The organism is Brevibacillus reuszeri (genome assembly GCF_002897295.1).
Classification (GTDB): domain Bacteria; phylum Bacillota; class Bacilli; order Brevibacillales; family Brevibacillaceae; genus Brevibacillus; species Brevibacillus reuszeri_A.
The window spans coordinates 163,647-179,573 of the sequence record NZ_BEXF01000004.1 but is presented as its reverse complement, the minus strand read 5'-3'; the positions used below and the strand labels follow the sequence as shown (position 1 = coordinate 179,573).

The following is a 15,927-nucleotide window of genomic DNA, read 5'->3' as shown; positions in this document are numbered from 1 at the left end:
GATTTTTCTTTTGTCTTTATCCTTTTAGCTTTGCTTTCACACTTTCAATGACAGCACGCCAGATGGTCGGATCGGAAGTGATGGTTTCCTTGAACGAACGATACAGCTGTTTTTGCTTCTCTTCAAAATCAGGCGCATCTGCTGCTGGCAGCGTCGTTCTCAAAGAAGTAATCATTTCCTGGACTTCTGGAGCCCGAGGTCCCCATACTGCTGTCTCGTGTCCTTCCTCATCGAGGAAAATAAAAATCGGAATCGCTCTGGAGGTCCCGTTGGTCAAGTACTGATCCATCAGCTCCAAATTCTCGTCGCGAATGAGAAAGCGCCATTCGATATTCGCTTCTTCCGCAATCCGCTGCAAAACAGGTACGTTCAAAGCAGCATCTCCACACCAATCTGCTGTAAGAACAATCCCTTTGCTGCTTTTCGCAGCCAGCTCTTGCCAAAATGCGTGATCCTCTTCGGTAAATTCAAGCTGTTCATAAACGCGTGTCAGCTCATCGCGATTTACCTTCATGCTCTCCAAATACTGTGCAAATGTCATTCCTTTTTCAAACCATGCGCTTTGAACGACCGTAGCCATCTTACATTCCCCTGCCTTTATTGTAAATGTGTTATTGCTCCCAAATAGCTGATCTGCCTAACCGATTTCGAACACCCGATTTTCTGGCACGATCTTCCTCAGTAATACGTTTCGATTGCTTTTTCGTTGCGTTTTTTGTAGATAGTTCAGTAAACCACTCTTTATCCTTGGTTACAAGAGCTAAATCGATCAAGTCACTCAGCTGTTCTTCATCATCAAAGGTAGAAACAGGCAGGACGTCGATCCATTGCTTGACAGTCACAACACTTTTTCCCACGGCAACATCATTATCACTGTTCACCACATATACTTTGACGGTACCTCGTAATGAATCCGTGCTTTCAACAAAGCCGTGTATCAATTCTCCATTTTTGGTTTTACCCTTGACCCAGTCACCAACTTCTACAAGCTCTTCATGATTCATACTGTCGCACCACCTTAATTGTTGTTAAAAAAGTTACAGTTAGAGTAAGAGTACTGGCAGCTACTTTTCCTTCTCTAGCGGACACGGACCTTGCTTGATTTTTTCCAGTACGGATGCAATTGTGATTCGATCCAGGTAATTGGTAAAGTAAACTTCGGCTTCACAAAAAATTTGATCCATAACACTATGCATATTAGAAGAAACCATGCAAGATTCTTCCGGGTCTCCAGAGCACCAATGCGGCTTTAGAGTTCCATTGGAAACAGAGCGATAAATCTGTGCAAGCGTAACTTCTTCTGGATCACAAGCGAGTATATATCCGCCGCCAATTCCTTCTTTTGTCCTCACAAAGCCATGGTTGCGCAAAATACTCATGATCTTGCGAATTCTCGCTGGATTGGTACGTACATTTTTTGCGATTAGCTCACTGCTAGCCATATGGTCCGGGATGTGCGCCAAGAGGGCTAAGCTGTGGACAGCTATAGTAAATTCACTATTCACGTCACAGACGTCCTTTCGGGAACGATACTGTAATCTTAAAACGTACAGTTTGGAATGTCAATATACGAAGTGTTGGTGGCGGGCGGATATGAGGAGCTGGCGTGGTGGGAGGAAAAAGGAGAAAAAGCTCCAGCTTCTTGGAACCCAGCTAAGGGGGCTTCACTGTGCGGCTTCAGGGAAAAAGCGAAACCGCGTCCAAAGTGGTTGATTCAGGTTGCTGATCAGGGGTGGACGCTTAAAGGCGTGTTTCGCTTTTTCCCTTTCGCCTGGGTAGGGTTCCAAAGAGCTTCGCTTTTTCTCCTTTTTCCTCGGCCAGCTTTTCATTATTTTGTTGCTTACATGATTGAGAGCGAATTCAAATAATGATTTTTATCTCAAAAATAGACGAAATAGGCACTTCCTTTACAAAAAGTGCCCTCTCCTAATTCCGTGATTTCCTTACAGCTTTTTCACCAACAGTATTTCATCACGAATTGGAATTCCATTATCCGCTACCAGAGGAATCTCCGGCTTGATCCTGCGGGCCTTGTCCACTGCGTTTATGTACAGCTCGCTGAATTGGTAGCCTCGTCTTTGGTAAAAGCCGAGAGCGTGCAGGTTGTCGTTGGTCGTCACTAGCTTCATTTGACTGCAGCCTGCTTGTTTGGCGGCTTCCTCTGCTTTTTGGACGAGTGCTGTACCGATTCCTTTTTGTTCGACGAGGCTGTCGAGTGAGATGATCTCACAGGTATCGCCATCAATGACGTAGGAAATGTAGCCGGTAATAGTGCCATCGTCTTCGTGCACGGCGTAGCCTTCCAGCTCATCGCATTGAAAAACACCGCTTGATATCACCATTTTCGGACTTCCCCAATGAGTGGTGAAAAATTCTTGTTTGGACTGTTTGGATAGCTCATAAGATGATTTGATTTGCATCTGATTGAACCACCTTATTGACGTTTACGTGTTTGCGGCTGTTAGGAACGCACATCGAGCAGTACTTTGCCTGTGCTGGCTCTGCTCTCTACCCATTCGTGCGCACTTGCGGCGTCTTCCAGCGCAAAATGCTTCCCGATTTTTATATCCAAGCTTCCCGCAGCCAAAAACTCCAGTACGTGCTTTGCCGTATCCTGGAGAAGATGCGGGCGCAGCTTTCTCGTCGTTCCAAAGCTGAAGCCGAGCACTGAGCGGCAGCTGGCATGTAGATCGATGGTCTTGATTTGACCGATTTGACCGCTGGCATTGCCAAAATGAACGAGGCGACCATACCAGGCAAGGCACTCCAGGCTTCGCTCACTCACGGTCCCGGAAATGGAATCGAGAATGATATCTGCTCCTGATCCATCTGTCAGCTCGCGTACCTTTTCTACAAAGTCCTCGCTGTCATTGCAAATGACATGATCAGCTCCGGCTGAATAGGCAAGCTCGGCTTTAGCTTTGCTTCCGACTGTACCGATGACCTGCCCTGCACCCAAGAGCTTGGCTAATTGAATCGCTGTCGTCCCGATTCCTCCAGCCGCTGCATGGATCAGTACCGACTCCCCTTTTTCAATACGTGCGACCTTGGCTAGCAGCTGATAAGATGTAAACGAAACGACAGGGCAGGCCGCTGCCTTTTCCGTGCTTAACTGATCAGGTACAGCGAAGGTTAGCGCCTCATCCGCAACGATATACTCCGCATAAGATCCATTTGCCGGAAACGCGATTACCCGCTGTCCTACCGTAAGATGCTGAACCTGCGATCCAACCTGCTCAATCACACCTGTCGCATCGAGCCCTGGTATAAACGGCAGCTTTGCTACTCCTTTATTTCCGTATCTGGCCTTAATGTCGGCAAAATTGACACTCGTCATCTCCACACGAATAAGGACCTGTGTCGGACCCATAGTGGGCATTTCGACCTCTGCGTATTTCATCGTTTCAGGACCACCAAGCTCCGTAACCAAAATCGCTTTCATCGCCAGACCCTCCAAATCGAGATAGAATTCTCATCTTACTTTTGCAAAATCTCCAAGATTACAGCCTTCTTTTGTGCAAATTCATCGTCTGACAATACAGGTACAAAATCATGGCGAGGAATCTCCACGAGCAGATCATGCCACGATTTGCAGCCTTGATAAGCGGCTTCGATCGGAATTTGTACTGGCTGCTGCAGGCGATACATGCGTACGAACAAAATATGAAGGGGCTGCTTTTTCTTCCAGTGCAGACGAACATCCGCGAAATTGTCTGTCCAGATGTGATACGGTGAGAGCGCACGCAGCTTGTCTTCGTCCATCAGCTCAACATCGTCCGTTACTTCGGCAAAATATTCGATCCTTACCGTCTTCTGTTCACTCGTCCAGCCCTCATAGGTAGCGTCTAGCAAGGGATGATACTCTGCTTTGACCATTTCCCGCTTTTGATGCTCGTATGTCGGATACAAATAAAATTGATTATTTTCCAAGCGGAATTCTCGTGTTTCTTCGTATAGCCCACCCTTGCGGATCGTGATGATCTGCACTCCTTCTCCGAGGGCTTTGACGGCAACCGCCCATTCCTTCAGGCTCAAAGGCGATGCCGGCTGTGCGATCGTCTGCATGAAGTTCAGCTCCCTTCTTATATCAGAATCATTTGATGACTTCAGTCTAGCAAATTTTCATGCTCGCTGTGAAGCCGTCCGGAGCAATCTGTCCACTTCATGGATTGCTTTGCTCAAACGCTCCTGATAGCTGCCAGAAATAATAACATAGGGGATGCTTCGCTTCTCGACCATCTGCTTCAGCTTTTCATGATTCGCCCAGCGTACTTGTTCTTCGCCGTGGACGCGCAGCCCATCATCTACCCAACTCACATCCGGCTCTAAAAAAAGCCACAAATCGTACCCCTGCTCGCTCGCCATTTGATCCAAGACTGCAAAGGAATGTCCAGTATACAGCTGCGAGTAAAACTGGGTGACAATCGCCTCGGTATCCACAAACAGCAGCTTGTTTGCCTGTCTCTGTGCCTCATATTCCTTCACTTTATGCGCGTAGGCAATGTGCGGAAAGTATTCTTTGGTCATAATCGTTTCACAGCCACCGATCTCTTCACACATCGTCCGTCCGTATTCTTCTACAAAGGCCGTGTTGTAGATTTTTGCGAGATAGCGCGTCAAGGTCGACTTCCCGCAGCTTTCGGTTCCGATAATCACGACCTTCTTGACGAAATCGGGGCGCACGTAAGCTGGTATATGCTCCCAGTGGCGAAAAACACCCTCTATTCTGATTTGTGTTGCAGAAATCTGCACGTGAGCGCGTGCTGCATCAATTACCACGTGCTCGGCCTCTGGATACAAGCTGCGAAAAATCGGATCGTATGCGACTTCCGAGCTGAATACAAAATCAATTTTCTTGGCAATCTTGCGCTTTATAGCTGCTGCTCCTGTCTCCCAATCATACACCTCATCGCTTTCTGCCTGATCTTCTACCTCGATGACTTGGACGTTCTCCATATCCTTGACCAGCGTCGAGAGCCATCTCAGCCTGACCTCATAAGGCATTTCCTTGATCCCGGCCTCCTGACACAGCTTTTTATCACGCAGAGGACTGTGGGACAGCACGACATACAGCTCATCACAGCGGCAAGCGGCTTGAGTAATCGCGTATACATGCCCTTGATGCAGCGGTAAAAACTTCCCACCAATAAAGCCTACTGTACCCATACCGCTCCCTCCTTTTGCAGCCGGTATTGCTTGATCCAGTTCCACAAGCCGTAGACGGCATTCACCAAATAGGCGCACCACATGACGAGAATCGAAATATCGCTGCCATCAGCCATGAATGCAACCAGCCACATATAAATCGTAAAAATGTCGATGATGACCCAAACGACCCACTGCTCAACCAAGCGCTTCACCATAAAAATCATGGCGAGAATCGAGAGGATCGCGGTCAACGAGTCGACAAATGGCAAAGCGCCGCCCATTTGCTTCAGCACCAATCCGTAGATGACTGTAGCTGCGATGCTGAGCGCACTCCAGCCGAGACGGGCACGATTGGTTAATACCGCTACTTTTACATCGTTTTGTTTCGTTTCGGACACCCGATTTTTGCGCCACATGATCAGTCCAATAAACTGCATCGGCAAAAAGTAAAGAAGATTCAGCATCACTTCTCCGTAGTATTTTTGCCCATAAGCGATAAACGCGTAGAGCACGACATTGACGATGCCCGGGTAGTAGTTAAACGTTTTGCCTTTGGCGACGAGCACCACGCAGAGCATACCCGTTAGCGATGCACACAAGCCGATCACGGTATCATCCAGGGCAAAAAACAGATAGACCGTAATCAGTGTAAATGAGAGCAGCCATAGACGCTCAAACCAGCTCCAATCAGCGAATAAACCCAACCGTTTGGCATTCATGCGAATCTCTCCTTAAATGCTCGCAGATTTTCCTGCCGAGCAGAGTTGTCATAGATGGCGAAGACGATTCGCTCAAAATGGTTCGCGAGCTTTTCTTCCAGCAGCACTTCTGCAAAGTAGCCAGCTACATCCTCAGCCGGGTTCCGAAATACTCCGCATCCATACGCTCCCAAAATGATCGTGCGATTCTCGTGGATGACTGCGGCTCTTAAAACCTTGCGTATTCTCTCCTTCATGACATCACGAATCATCGCTGCATTTTCCGGTTCCCGCTCCCGAACCACTCCTGCATTCACTGCCGGCGCGGTAATAAAGGAAAGGAGATACGGAGAGTCCAGCAATTGATCAGCATGATCGCGGATGACGGGCACACGCGGTGAATAGATCATGTAGTCGGAGTAAAAGCATGTTTTCAGCCTGCGATTATGGCTGTACATTTCCTGCATCTGGACAATGCACGGATACAGTCCGGATGATCTCGCCAAGCTCTCTTCCTGTGCTTGACTTCCTCCGAGGAAGCCGCCGCCCGGATTTTTTGCCGAGGCAAAGTTGAGACAGACCGTGTCTGACCGTTTTTCTGTGACAACGAGCCTTTGCGCTGCTTCCAGGCTCGATTCAGAGGTGACCTCGATCACCGGTCTGGCTTCATTGTCCTGTCCCGTTATTACCTGTTCCCCCAGATCATCGGGTCGATACAAGACGGAATGCTGGATCGCATTCGCCAGCTCCTGTGACAGGCTGATCTTTGTTCCTTGCGCATTTTTGTAATATCCTTGCTCCAATATTTTCAGCGTTTCTTCCGCGATTTTTACTCGTTGACTGCGATTATATCCCTGCTTCATGATTGTTTCCCCCTAGTGAAAAGAGCTATGCCTGATCCATCCACTCCGGATTAAACCGAAAGTATTTGGACGGCCTGTGCCCAGCGTTTTTTCGATATTGATTCGTTTCAATTACTTTGTCGGCAACCTTTCTACGAAAGGCGGCAGCCAGCAGCTCCTTGCCCAGAATGACTTCATACACCTGCTGCAGCTCTGTCAAAGTAAACAGCTCCGGCATAAGGGCAAAAGCGATATCCGTATATTCGATCTTGTTGCGCAGACGCTCCAGTGCATATTGAATGATCTGGGCATGGTCAAAAGCGATTTGATTCGCTTCTACGATTTCTCGGGTTTCCCGGACGCTTCGGCCTGTGACGGTTTTCGTTACCTTGATCGTCGCTGACAACTCCACATCTTCATGTCTGAGGTGCAGCTCTATCCATTTTTCTGTGATCGAGCCGTCAGGAGTTGCTGTCTTCGTCTCACGTAGCCACTTGTCTTCGAGCTGGAACCACTCTGCTTCATCTGCGTCATCCCCTGCGATCACCTCCAGAGCTTCGCTATTCACTAACGCCATATACGAGGTACTGATGACGCGGGTTCGAGGATCTCTGTCCACCTCTCCCCATGTGTAGAGCTGCTCCAAGTAAATGTTGTCGAGGTTCGTTTCGGTGCGCAGCTCGCGTCTGGCTGCCTCCTCCAGACTTTCGCTTGGTGAAACAAAGCCTCCTGGCAGTGCCCACTGTCCCATAAAAGGGTGATCACCGCGTTTGACCAGCAAGATGTTCAATGACTTCGGTGAAAGCTTACGGTAGTTTTTCTCCTCCTCATCGGAAACAGTAAAAACGAGCATATCGACAGTAACGGATGGTCGGTCGAATTGGCTGGCATCGTAGGCTTGCAGAAATTGCTGCTCTGTCTGACCCTGTTTGTTTACTGGCGATGATTGTTTCATGGCACATGGCACCTCTCTCGCGAAAACTTATTATTAGTTTGTTATTATCAAAATGTTATTATCAAGTTATTGGTATCATATTACTGCTTCCAGCAAATGGTGTCAAGACTTGTTCGGGCATTAGTGGAGGCAGCATTTGGTTTCTTACGCGCAAAAAAAAAGAACTTCAATAGACGACTATTCGAAGTTCACCGGAGGAAGCAAGGGCTTATTTGGAAAATACGAAATTCTTTTGAAACATTTCTCGAAAACTAGCGATTGAATCTCCTCTTGCTTGAGGTTTTATAATCGGGACCAGGGGGCTGATGCGTTGACAAATCGGCGCTTTGCATCTAAAGGAGGTCAGATATCTTTCAACATTATGTCGTCATGTAGATATTTTAAACAACACAGAACAAAGGAGCTGTAACATGGTAAAGAAGAAACAGAGATTTCACGGTATTATTTTAGGATTACTAATAATGATATGTACGTCGTTGGTGGTTGCATGCAGCACACAATCAACCACCCCTGAACCAAATCAACAGCCAGAGGCTGACAAACCAAAGACAGGCGGAACCATCACTGTGGCTTACGCAAGTGAAGCAGATACCTTAGATGTTCACAAGTCAGTTGGCAACGATATGGGTGTTACTTGGAATATGGGCGGATCACTGGTCTACAAGGATCCAGTTACAAAAGAATTCAAACCTAATCTTGCAAGTGAATTCAAGATTTCAGAGGATGGAAAAACGTACACCTTTACCATTCGTACTGATGTTACGTTTCACGATGGAACACCTCTGACTGCCAAGAGTTTCAAAGATACCTTTGAACGCATTAAGAATCCGAAAACAAAAGCAAAACTGGCGGGAATAGTTATGATGCCGGTGAAGAGCGTCAGTGCCCCTGATGATAAAACCCTCATCCTGGAATTACATGAACCCAATGTGTCGATTCTTGAAGATTTAGGCACTGGTGTAACTCAACCGCTATCCATGAAGGCCATTGAAAAATATGGTGAGGAATATGGACGAAATCCTGTAGGAATGGGTCCATGGAAGTTTGAGAGCTGGAAGGCTGGCGAGGGGGTTACATTGGTTCGCAATGAAGCCTTTAAGTGGGCCATGCCGCTCGATGAAAATCAAGGACCGCCAAGAGCTGATAAACTGGTGATCAAAACCATTCAAGATAAAAGTGTTGTGTTGTCCGCTTTGGAAAGCGGTACCATCGATGTTGCATTCGAAGTACCCGCAAAAGATATCAAGAAGTATCGAAACAACCCAAAATATCAGGTTCTGGAACTCTTACGGGCTGGGATACCTCTTAGTTTATATATGAACTTGACAAAACCGGAGTTCGAGGATATCCAAGTCCGAAAAGCATTCAATATGCTGGTTAACAAGCAAGCGATGGTCCAGGCGGTTTTGATGGGTGAAGGAGAAGTTGCCCAATCGTTGTTATCCCCTTCAACATTGGGGTACGATAAATCATTGGAAAAATATGGGTACCAATACAATGTGGAAGAAGCAAAGAAGCTCCTTGACGCTGCTGGATGGAAGGTAAACGGAGAAGGCCTAAGAGAAAAGGATGGAAAAGTATTTACCCTTTCCTTTTTGAGTTCGTCTAGGTTTGAGAAGCAAGCTCAGTTGTTGCAAGCTATGCTGGGCGAGGTGGGTATCAAAGCTACCATTCAAAATTTAGAGGATGCAGCGTTTAGTGATGGCCAAATGAAAGGAAATTTTGATGTGACGCTGGTTACTTATAGTTACGATGACCCTGATGCTTTATACCAAAGTTTCCACTCTAGCCAAATTGGTGCTGGCTTTAACATAAGTAGTCTAAATGACAGCAAGCTGGATGCCTTATTAACAAAAGGACGTGCAACCGCTGAAACGGAAGTCAGAAAACAAGTATATGTAGATGCCCAAAAACATCTCCTTGAGCAAGCATATGTTGTTCCCATCTATAGTGACAAGCTCTTTGTGGTAGTAAGCTCGCGAGTAAAAGGCGTGAAATGGACGTCTTATCTTCCCAATTTCCAAGATAGCTGGGTAGAATAGCCTCTTTTTTAGAATGACTTGGAAGATTGCAACCGAGACAAGATTAAAATATTGCATCAGTCGAGGGGGAATGATCGATGAATTTTCAACATGTGATTGATAAGGTGCCAAACTACAAGGTTTTTCTAACAGTTGATGAAATGGATGAAAGCACCAGAAAGCTGGCCGAAGAGTTTCCTGATGCTGTAACCGTATTTGAGGCGGGAAAGTCCCGCGATGGACACCCCATTCAATGTATCAAAATCGGAGACGGGCCCAAAAATGCGTTATGCTTTGCCTGCCCGCATCCTAACGAGCCAATTGGCGCGATGACGATGGAATATCTCTCCCGCGCATTGGCTGAGGACAAGGCTCTGCGCGACGAGCTAGGCTTCACGTGGTACATCATCAAATGTGCTGACCCTGATGGTACGCGACTAAATGAAAATTGGTTTAAAGGACCATATAATATTTTTAACTACATTAGAAATTACTATAGACCTGTCGGCTACGAGCAGGTGGAATGGACTTTTCCGTTTGAATATAAAGAATATCGCTTTGACAAACCATTGCCTGAAACGCAAGTGCTCATGAAAATCATAGACGAGACTAGACCTGAGTTTATGTATTCTCTGCACAATGGGGGGTTATGCGGTGCTTATTGGTATATTTCTCACAATTTTCCAGAATTATACGAGGGATTTCACAATTCAGCAAGGAAGGAAGACGTGCCTTTAGATCTAGGAGAACCAGAGACACCATTTGCGACAGAGTTTGCTCCGGCCATCTTCAGTTTAAACGGGCAAGACGAATACTTTGATTATATGGAGAAACATACAGGAAAACCCCCGACACTTGATGTGGGGGCAGACAGCCACACATACGCCTCTTCGAAGGCGGATTGTGTAACATTAATCACCGAGCTGCCATATTTTTTCGATCCACGAATAGAGGATCAGAGTGACTCAGATATCTCCCGCAGAGAGGCACTTCTGACCGAAGCAGATCAAAGTGAGGCTTTTTTTGAAATGCTGGAGGGACTTGTGGGTGGCATACGGTCCTATATTTCGCAGGATAACCCGTTTTTCAAGTTGATGGACCCCTCTTCCCCGGCACGCAAAGAAAGGAACGAAGCACAGAGAAAACGGGCAATGAGCGAACCTGAATTTGAAAAGCCGGCAAAGGGTTCCCAAGTTTTCAGCAGTTTCGTGGTATCGAAGTTTTATCGAGGATTGAGCTTAGGACTAGCGGTCCGCACTTGCGAATTTGAGCTACAGCGGCTAGCAACGGAAGACTCAAACGACCAAGAGGCAATTACAAAACTGACAGGAGTGCTGCAAGAAGCGCTTCACCAACTGCGACAGTATACGGATGAGCTTGAACGAGAACTAAACTATACAGTTATTCCCATTCAGAAATTGGTACGTATTCAGTTGGAATGTGGTTTATTAGTCTCCAATCACATCAGTAAGAATCGGTAGTCTTGCTGATGAATTCGCCAGCACTTCTATAGAGGTTGAACGTGTAAGGGAACCGAGCAAAAAGAGCGTTTTGAATATGGTTTAAAAAAACGATTATCTATTGTTCATTTCTACTGGCAAATCTTCTTTCTCCCAGTTGGTCGGTCCTTCATTGCTCGGGATAAACTTTCTCCACATTTCGCCTGTTTGCTTATTGAATAAGACGACGTTGTTGTCGTTTACTCTGATGAATTCGTAACGGTTTTCGATTGTTAGTCCCGTGGGTTTTAGTGCGGTGGTGTTTACGTTCCAAAAAACGCCGCACGCGACGATGACTGCTGCAAGGATGGATACACCTATGATCAGAGCTGAAAAGCTTTTCATTGATGGATAACCTTCTCCCCTGTTTAATTTACCAGTATATTCCTGTCACTCTTTAGTCTAACAATTCTCTACACTCGTCGCAACTTTCGGCCATTCGCCATATACAAAAAGAAGCCTATTGCCAGTACAACCTGACAATAGGCTTCTTGCTATATGACTACTTAAGCAGCAGTTGTATTTGCGTTTGCTTTCACTTCATGAAGGTATTCGCCAGCTTTCTTTTTATCAAACTGACCTTCCCAACGAGAAATCACAACCGCAGCCAGCGCATTTCCAACTACGTTTACGACTGTACGAGCCATATCGAGCAAACGGTCAACCCCTGCAATAAAGGCGAGACCCTCAAGCGGAATCCCTACAGAGCCCAGAGTTGCAAGCAATACGACGAACGATACGCCTGGCACGCCCGCAATTCCTTTGGAGGTAACCATAAGCACGAGCATAAGCGTAATTTGCGCACTGATCGGCATATGAATTCCGTACATTTGGGCAATGAACAAAGCAGCGATCGCCTGATACAAGGTAGAACCATCTAGGTTAAACGAATACCCCGTCGGAATAACAAATGAGGTAATCGCCTTCGGACAGCCCATTTTCTCCATTTTTTCCATGATCTTCGGCAGTACTGTTTCAGAGCTGGACGTGGAGTAAGCCAAGAGCAGCTCGTCCTTGAGCACACGCAGGATCATCGTGATTTTGATACCGCTGATCCGTGCAATCACACCCAGAACGACGAGAATAAAGAACAGCATTGCCAAATGAACCAGAATGACTAATTTCGCCAACGGAACGAGTGAAGAAAGACCAAATTTGGAAACGGTAACACCAATCAAGGCAAAAACCCCAAACGGAGCAAAACGCATGATTGCATTTACTACCCAGAACATCGCGTCTGCTACACCTTGAAAGAAGGCGAGAACGGGCTTTCCTTTTTCGCCTGCAGCAGCAACTCCCAAGCCAAACAAAACAGAGAAAAAGATAATGGCCAACATGTCTCCACGGACAATGGCATCAAAAATGTTTTTGGGAACAATATTCACAAATGTATCGATCATGCTGTGACTTTGCGTCGATTCAGCAGTTTCTACATACGTATGAATATCGGTTTTGGCCAGATGGGACATATCGACACCCACACCCGGTTGAAACACGTTGGCTGCCAATAGACCAACAAAAATAGCAACTGTGGTAACGATTTCAAAATAGAGAATCGTCTTACCACCAATCTTTCCTAGCTTCTTGACGTCCCCTACCCCTGCTACTCCGACGATGAGAGTGGCAATGACAATCGGCACGACAATCATTTTAATCAACCGAAGAAAAATATCACCAATTGGCTGCAAATAGGTTGCCACGGCAGGGTTGCCAAAGAAGATGGCACCCACCAGGATACCCAGAATGAGACCGATGACAATCTGAATCGCTAATCCAAACCGCTTCATTCTGACACCTCGCTATAAGTATTAGATTGTCGTTTTGCAACGCTATATTCATCACCGTAATAATAATTGTTGATGATATAGATCAAAATCATAGCATAAATTTTTTCAAACTCCCTTTTTTCTATTTTTGCTCCTACTCACATTTTTTTGACTTTTAGCGAAAAGTCCCGTCTGATGCGGCCAGATTGTTTTATAGCTGGAAAAGATGCTAAAATAAGTGAATCATTATTTCATAGAATGACCGCTAACAGAATGGAGCCTTTTGATGACGATTCGTAAAATTCTATTGTTGGGATTTATACTTGCAATCGCTCTCTATTTACTGCCCTATTCAATTCCATTTTTACTCGCTCTCTTGACCGCGATTTTGCTCGAGCCTCTCGTCTTGCTTCTCATTCGCGCCCTAAAAATCAACAGAATGGCGTCTGTCATCCTTTGCTTTCTCATTTTCCTTGTCACATTTGGCCTTGGCTTATACTGGATCGGTACCCAAATCGTGATCCAAGGCATTGAATTGGCACAGCGCTTACCAGCACTTTCACAGCATTTATTTGAGCTCGTAGAAGCAAACCTGTTGAGCTGGGAAACGTATTACGCCTCACTTCCACCGGAAGCCATCGATCAAGTGCAATCGGTATTTTCCGGCTTGAAAACATGGGCGATTAATGGAGCTTCCAGTTTGGCCAAAGGCATCTTAGGTGTGGCTGCTGTTGTCCCTGGCTTTTTAATTTCAACAATTATTTACTTGGTAGCCGTATTCCTCATGAGTCTTGACCTGCCGCGTCTTCGTGCCGGCTTCATGCGCATGTTTACCACCTCGGCACGAGAAAAAGTGGATGTCGTCCTGTCCCAGCTGAACCGTGCGACAGTCGGCTTTTTACGCGCCCAAATCATCCTCAGCTTCATGACGTTTGGGATGTCATTTATCGGGCTGCTGATTTTGCAGGTTAAATATGCTGCTGTGATCGCCTTGTTGATCGTTCTCGTAGACATCCTTCCAATTCTCGGAACAGGCTCGTTTTTAGTTCCCTGGGCCATCTACAATTTCTTTACCGGGCGCTCTCACTTGGCGATCGGCTTGATTATCCTTTTCCTCGTAATTACGGTGGTACGCCGGATCATCGAGCCCAAAATTCTCGCCTCCCATTTGGGAATCAGCGCGCTTGCTGCATTGGTCAGTATGTTTCTCGGTTTTCAGATTATGGGATTCTTCGGTCTGATTCTGGGTCCTGCTCTGGTCATTATTTACGAGGCGCTGCGCAAGGCTGGCTTCCTCAACTTTAAAATCGACTTCTAGGCAATTATGGTCCATCCAAAGAAAGGCCGTCCGGTAATGAAACCCGAACGGCCTTTTTCCTTCCCTATTTCCTTGGCTTTACACCTGACGGATAACTGTTCCACCAGTCACACCGGTAAACTGCCCATTTGATACCGCCATCTGCCCATTCACGAGCACATACTGTATTCCGAGTGACTGCTGTAGCGGATGCTCATACGTAGCCTGATCCGCCACGGCGGCTGGGTCAAAGACAACAAGATCCGCCCGGTATCCCTCACGCAGAAAACCTCGATCTCGCAAGCGCAATAGCTGTGCAGGTGCGCCCGTCATTTTTCGAACAGCTTCCCAGATCGGAAAGGCCTCCTTCTCTCGTGAATAATGTCCCAGCACTCGTGCGAATGATCCGTAGAGACGCGGATGCGGCTTTCCACCGAACACACCATCGGAACCGACCATTTGCAATGGATGCCTCATGACCCTCTCGACATCCTCCTCATTCCCCCAGTGAATAATGATCATGACCTCGCCCTCTTCTTCGAGCAGTAAGTCAAATGCTGCATACGCGGGTTCCGTCCCTTTTCGCTCAGCCACTTCAAGCAAGCTCAATCCTTCCAGCTCCCGGTTGCCCTCAGAGGAGACTGACGCAATGACGAGATTACCCCAGCCATTGTTTCTTACCGGATTGTCGTACTCTCCGCTGTGTAAAATCTCTTCCTTCGCCTCTTCTCGCATTCTTCCATCACGCAACCGCTCAAGCATTTTGGGGACACCCCCGTCATGCATCCACGGCGGCAAGATCGCATGTAAAAAAGTAGATGCAGCGGCATACGGATATTGATCAAATGTTATCTCGATTCCCTCAGCACGCCCCCGATCCATCTTCTCCAGGGCGATGTCCAGCTTTTCCCGGTTTCTTTCGCCGCACACTTTGAAATGAGACACATGCAGCCGAACACCCGAGATGCGAGCTGCGTCGATAACCTCGTCCAAAGCCTCCACCGAATAATTGCTTTCGTTGCGGATATGCACCACGAAGCAGCCATCGTATTTGGCGGCACCCCTGCAGATTCCAACCAGTTCGTCTTTATTTGCGTAGACACAGGGTGGGTATTGAATGCCCGATGACACTCCGAATGCCCCTTGCTGCATCCCCACTTCCACCAGCTCCTGCATGGCGGCAATTTCTTTTGGTGTAGCCTCCCTGCCGTCGAATCCCATCACCATGGAGCGGATATTTCCATGTGGTACGAGATAGGCGATATTTCCTGTCATTTTGGTATTTTCCAGGAAACGCAAATATTCATCAATACTATTCCAAGGCCATTCTCCGATGTCGCCGTTGACTCTATTCAATTGCTTTCTCCATAAAGGCTTCGTTTCCGGCGTAACGGGGGCAACAGAGACTCCATCCTGCCCCGCCAGCTCCGTAGTAATTCCTTGCAACACCCTGATGTTGTGGATATCAGGCCTTGTGCACCACAAATCGGAGTGAACATGCGCATCTATAAATCCCGGTGCTACAACGAGGCTAGCAGCATCTATTTCCGTATCTCCTCTCGCCGCCCCCAAATGAGCAACACTGGAAATCACGCCATTTTTTATACCAATATCGAGTCGCGTCCATGGATTTCCTGTCCCGTCGCAAACCATACCGTTACGGATGATGAGATCAAACGTTTTTTCTTCCATTTTTCGCCT

General features: G+C 46.9%; 16 protein-coding genes. 3 read left to right on the top strand and 13 right to left on the bottom strand.

All coding sequences use genetic code 11. The features are described from left to right. Positions 1 to 16: 16 nt before the first annotated feature. The 10 genes from C3B52_RS08510 to C3B52_RS08460 form a co-directional block, all read right to left on the bottom strand. Positions 17 to 580, bottom strand: coding sequence for a thioredoxin family protein (locus C3B52_RS08510; protein ID WP_103105654.1), 564 nt, complete (start codon positions 578 to 580; stop codon positions 17 to 19). A 31-nt stretch (positions 581 to 611) separates the two neighbouring features. Further along, positions 612 to 1,004, bottom strand: coding sequence for an IDEAL domain-containing protein (locus C3B52_RS08505; protein ID WP_103105653.1), 393 nt, complete (start codon positions 1,002 to 1,004; stop codon positions 612 to 614). A 60-nt stretch (positions 1,005 to 1,064) separates the two neighbouring features. Continuing rightward, complete coding sequence (locus C3B52_RS08500; RefSeq protein WP_103105652.1) at positions 1,065 to 1,505, bottom strand: Rrf2 family transcriptional regulator; 441 nt, start codon at positions 1,503 to 1,505, stop codon at positions 1,065 to 1,067. A 438-nt stretch (positions 1,506 to 1,943) separates the two neighbouring features. Continuing rightward, a complete protein-coding gene (locus tag C3B52_RS08490) occupies positions 1,944 to 2,420 on the bottom strand; it encodes a GNAT family N-acetyltransferase (RefSeq protein ID WP_103105650.1) in 477 nt (158 codons plus the stop codon). A 41-nt stretch (positions 2,421 to 2,461) separates the two neighbouring features. Further along, positions 2,462 to 3,442, bottom strand: coding sequence for a quinone oxidoreductase family protein (locus tag C3B52_RS08485; protein ID WP_103105649.1), 981 nt, complete (start codon positions 3,440 to 3,442; stop codon positions 2,462 to 2,464). 35 nt (positions 3,443 to 3,477) lie between these two features. Next, positions 3,478 to 4,065, bottom strand: a complete 588-nt coding sequence (locus C3B52_RS08480) for a DUF1802 family protein (protein ID WP_103105648.1) — start codon at positions 4,063 to 4,065, stop codon at positions 3,478 to 3,480. A 57-nt stretch (positions 4,066 to 4,122) separates the two neighbouring features. Then, the gene (gene nadR / locus C3B52_RS08475) at positions 4,123 to 5,166 is read right to left on the bottom strand and encodes a multifunctional transcriptional regulator/nicotinamide-nucleotide adenylyltransferase/ribosylnicotinamide kinase NadR (protein ID WP_103105647.1); all 1,044 of its coding nucleotides are present in this window, start codon (positions 5,164 to 5,166) and stop codon (positions 4,123 to 4,125) included. Further along, a complete protein-coding gene (pnuC, locus tag C3B52_RS08470) occupies positions 5,154 to 5,867 on the bottom strand; it encodes a nicotinamide riboside transporter PnuC (protein ID WP_103105646.1) in 714 nt (237 codons plus the stop codon). Before pnuC ends, nadR begins: the two co-directional genes overlap by 13 nt. After that, the gene (locus tag C3B52_RS08465; RefSeq protein ID WP_103105645.1) at positions 5,864 to 6,709 is read right to left on the bottom strand and encodes a TIGR02452 family protein; all 846 of its coding nucleotides are present in this window, start codon (positions 6,707 to 6,709) and stop codon (positions 5,864 to 5,866) included. Before C3B52_RS08465 ends, pnuC begins: the two co-directional genes overlap by 4 nt. A gap of 25 nt (positions 6,710 to 6,734) precedes the next feature. After that, positions 6,735 to 7,643, bottom strand: a complete 909-nt coding sequence (locus C3B52_RS08460) for an NUDIX hydrolase (protein ID WP_103105644.1) — start codon at positions 7,641 to 7,643, stop codon at positions 6,735 to 6,737. A gap of 410 nt (positions 7,644 to 8,053) precedes the next feature. On the opposite strand from C3B52_RS08460, the gene C3B52_RS08455 reads away from it, so the two are divergent. Further along, entirely contained in the window at positions 8,054 to 9,685 is a 1,632-nt protein-coding gene (locus C3B52_RS08455; RefSeq protein ID WP_103105643.1) for an ABC transporter substrate-binding protein, read from the top strand. A gap of 77 nt (positions 9,686 to 9,762) precedes the next feature. Then, positions 9,763 to 11,145: a M14 family zinc carboxypeptidase gene (locus C3B52_RS08450; protein WP_103105642.1), complete on the top strand. Its 1,383-nt coding sequence runs from the start codon at positions 9,763 to 9,765 to the stop codon at positions 11,143 to 11,145. Between the two features lie 93 nt (positions 11,146 to 11,238). Here C3B52_RS08450 and C3B52_RS08445 read toward each other — a convergent pair whose 3' ends face one another. After that, positions 11,239 to 11,508, bottom strand: coding sequence for a hypothetical protein (locus C3B52_RS08445; protein ID WP_103105641.1), 270 nt, complete (start codon positions 11,506 to 11,508; stop codon positions 11,239 to 11,241). A gap of 161 nt (positions 11,509 to 11,669) precedes the next feature. Continuing rightward, the gene (gltP, locus tag C3B52_RS08440) at positions 11,670 to 12,950 is read right to left on the bottom strand and encodes a glutamate/aspartate:proton symporter GltP (protein ID WP_103105640.1); all 1,281 of its coding nucleotides are present in this window, start codon (positions 12,948 to 12,950) and stop codon (positions 11,670 to 11,672) included. Positions 12,951 to 13,215: 265 nt separating this feature from the next. Between gltP and ytvI the strand changes: the two genes are divergently transcribed. Continuing rightward, positions 13,216 to 14,247, top strand: a complete 1,032-nt coding sequence (gene ytvI / locus C3B52_RS08435) for a sporulation integral membrane protein YtvI (protein WP_103105639.1) — start codon at positions 13,216 to 13,218, stop codon at positions 14,245 to 14,247. 78 nt (positions 14,248 to 14,325) lie between these two features. On the opposite strand, the gene C3B52_RS08430 is transcribed toward ytvI, so the two are convergent. Then, positions 14,326 to 15,918: an N-acyl-D-amino-acid deacylase family protein gene (locus tag C3B52_RS08430; protein ID WP_103105638.1), complete on the bottom strand. Its 1,593-nt coding sequence runs from the start codon at positions 15,916 to 15,918 to the stop codon at positions 14,326 to 14,328. Positions 15,919 to 15,927: the final 9 nt, after the last annotated feature.

Coding starts and splice junctions, on each gene's coding strand:
- C3B52_RS08510 (WP_103105654.1), bottom strand. CDS start 580: ATGGCTACGGTCGTTCAAAGCGCATGGTTTGAAAAAGGAATGACATTT.
- C3B52_RS08505 (WP_103105653.1), bottom strand. CDS start 1,004: ATGAATCATGAAGAGCTTGTAGAAGTTGGTGACTGGGTCAAGGGTAAA.
- C3B52_RS08490 (WP_103105650.1), bottom strand. CDS start 2,420: ATGCAAATCAAATCATCTTATGAGCTATCCAAACAGTCCAAACAAGAA.
- C3B52_RS08485 (WP_103105649.1), bottom strand. CDS start 3,442: ATGAAAGCGATTTTGGTTACGGAGCTTGGTGGTCCTGAAACGATGAAA.
- C3B52_RS08480 (WP_103105648.1), bottom strand. CDS start 4,065: ATGCAGACGATCGCACAGCCGGCATCGCCTTTGAGCCTGAAGGAATGG.
- nadR (WP_103105647.1), bottom strand. CDS start 5,166: ATGGGTACAGTAGGCTTTATTGGTGGGAAGTTTTTACCGCTGCATCAA.
- pnuC (WP_103105646.1), bottom strand. CDS start 5,867: ATGAATGCCAAACGGTTGGGTTTATTCGCTGATTGGAGCTGGTTTGAG.
- C3B52_RS08465 (WP_103105645.1), bottom strand. CDS start 6,709: ATGAAGCAGGGATATAATCGCAGTCAACGAGTAAAAATCGCGGAAGAA.
- C3B52_RS08460 (WP_103105644.1), bottom strand. CDS start 7,643: ATGAAACAATCATCGCCAGTAAACAAACAGGGTCAGACAGAGCAGCAA.
- C3B52_RS08455 (WP_103105643.1), top strand. CDS start 8,054: ATGGTAAAGAAGAAACAGAGATTTCACGGTATTATTTTAGGATTACTA.
- C3B52_RS08450 (WP_103105642.1), top strand. CDS start 9,763: ATGAATTTTCAACATGTGATTGATAAGGTGCCAAACTACAAGGTTTTT.
- C3B52_RS08445 (WP_103105641.1), bottom strand. CDS start 11,508: ATGAAAAGCTTTTCAGCTCTGATCATAGGTGTATCCATCCTTGCAGCA.
- gltP (WP_103105640.1), bottom strand. CDS start 12,950: ATGAAGCGGTTTGGATTAGCGATTCAGATTGTCATCGGTCTCATTCTG.
- ytvI (WP_103105639.1), top strand. CDS start 13,216: ATGACGATTCGTAAAATTCTATTGTTGGGATTTATACTTGCAATCGCT.
- C3B52_RS08430 (WP_103105638.1), bottom strand. CDS start 15,918: ATGGAAGAAAAAACGTTTGATCTCATCATCCGTAACGGTATGGTTTGC.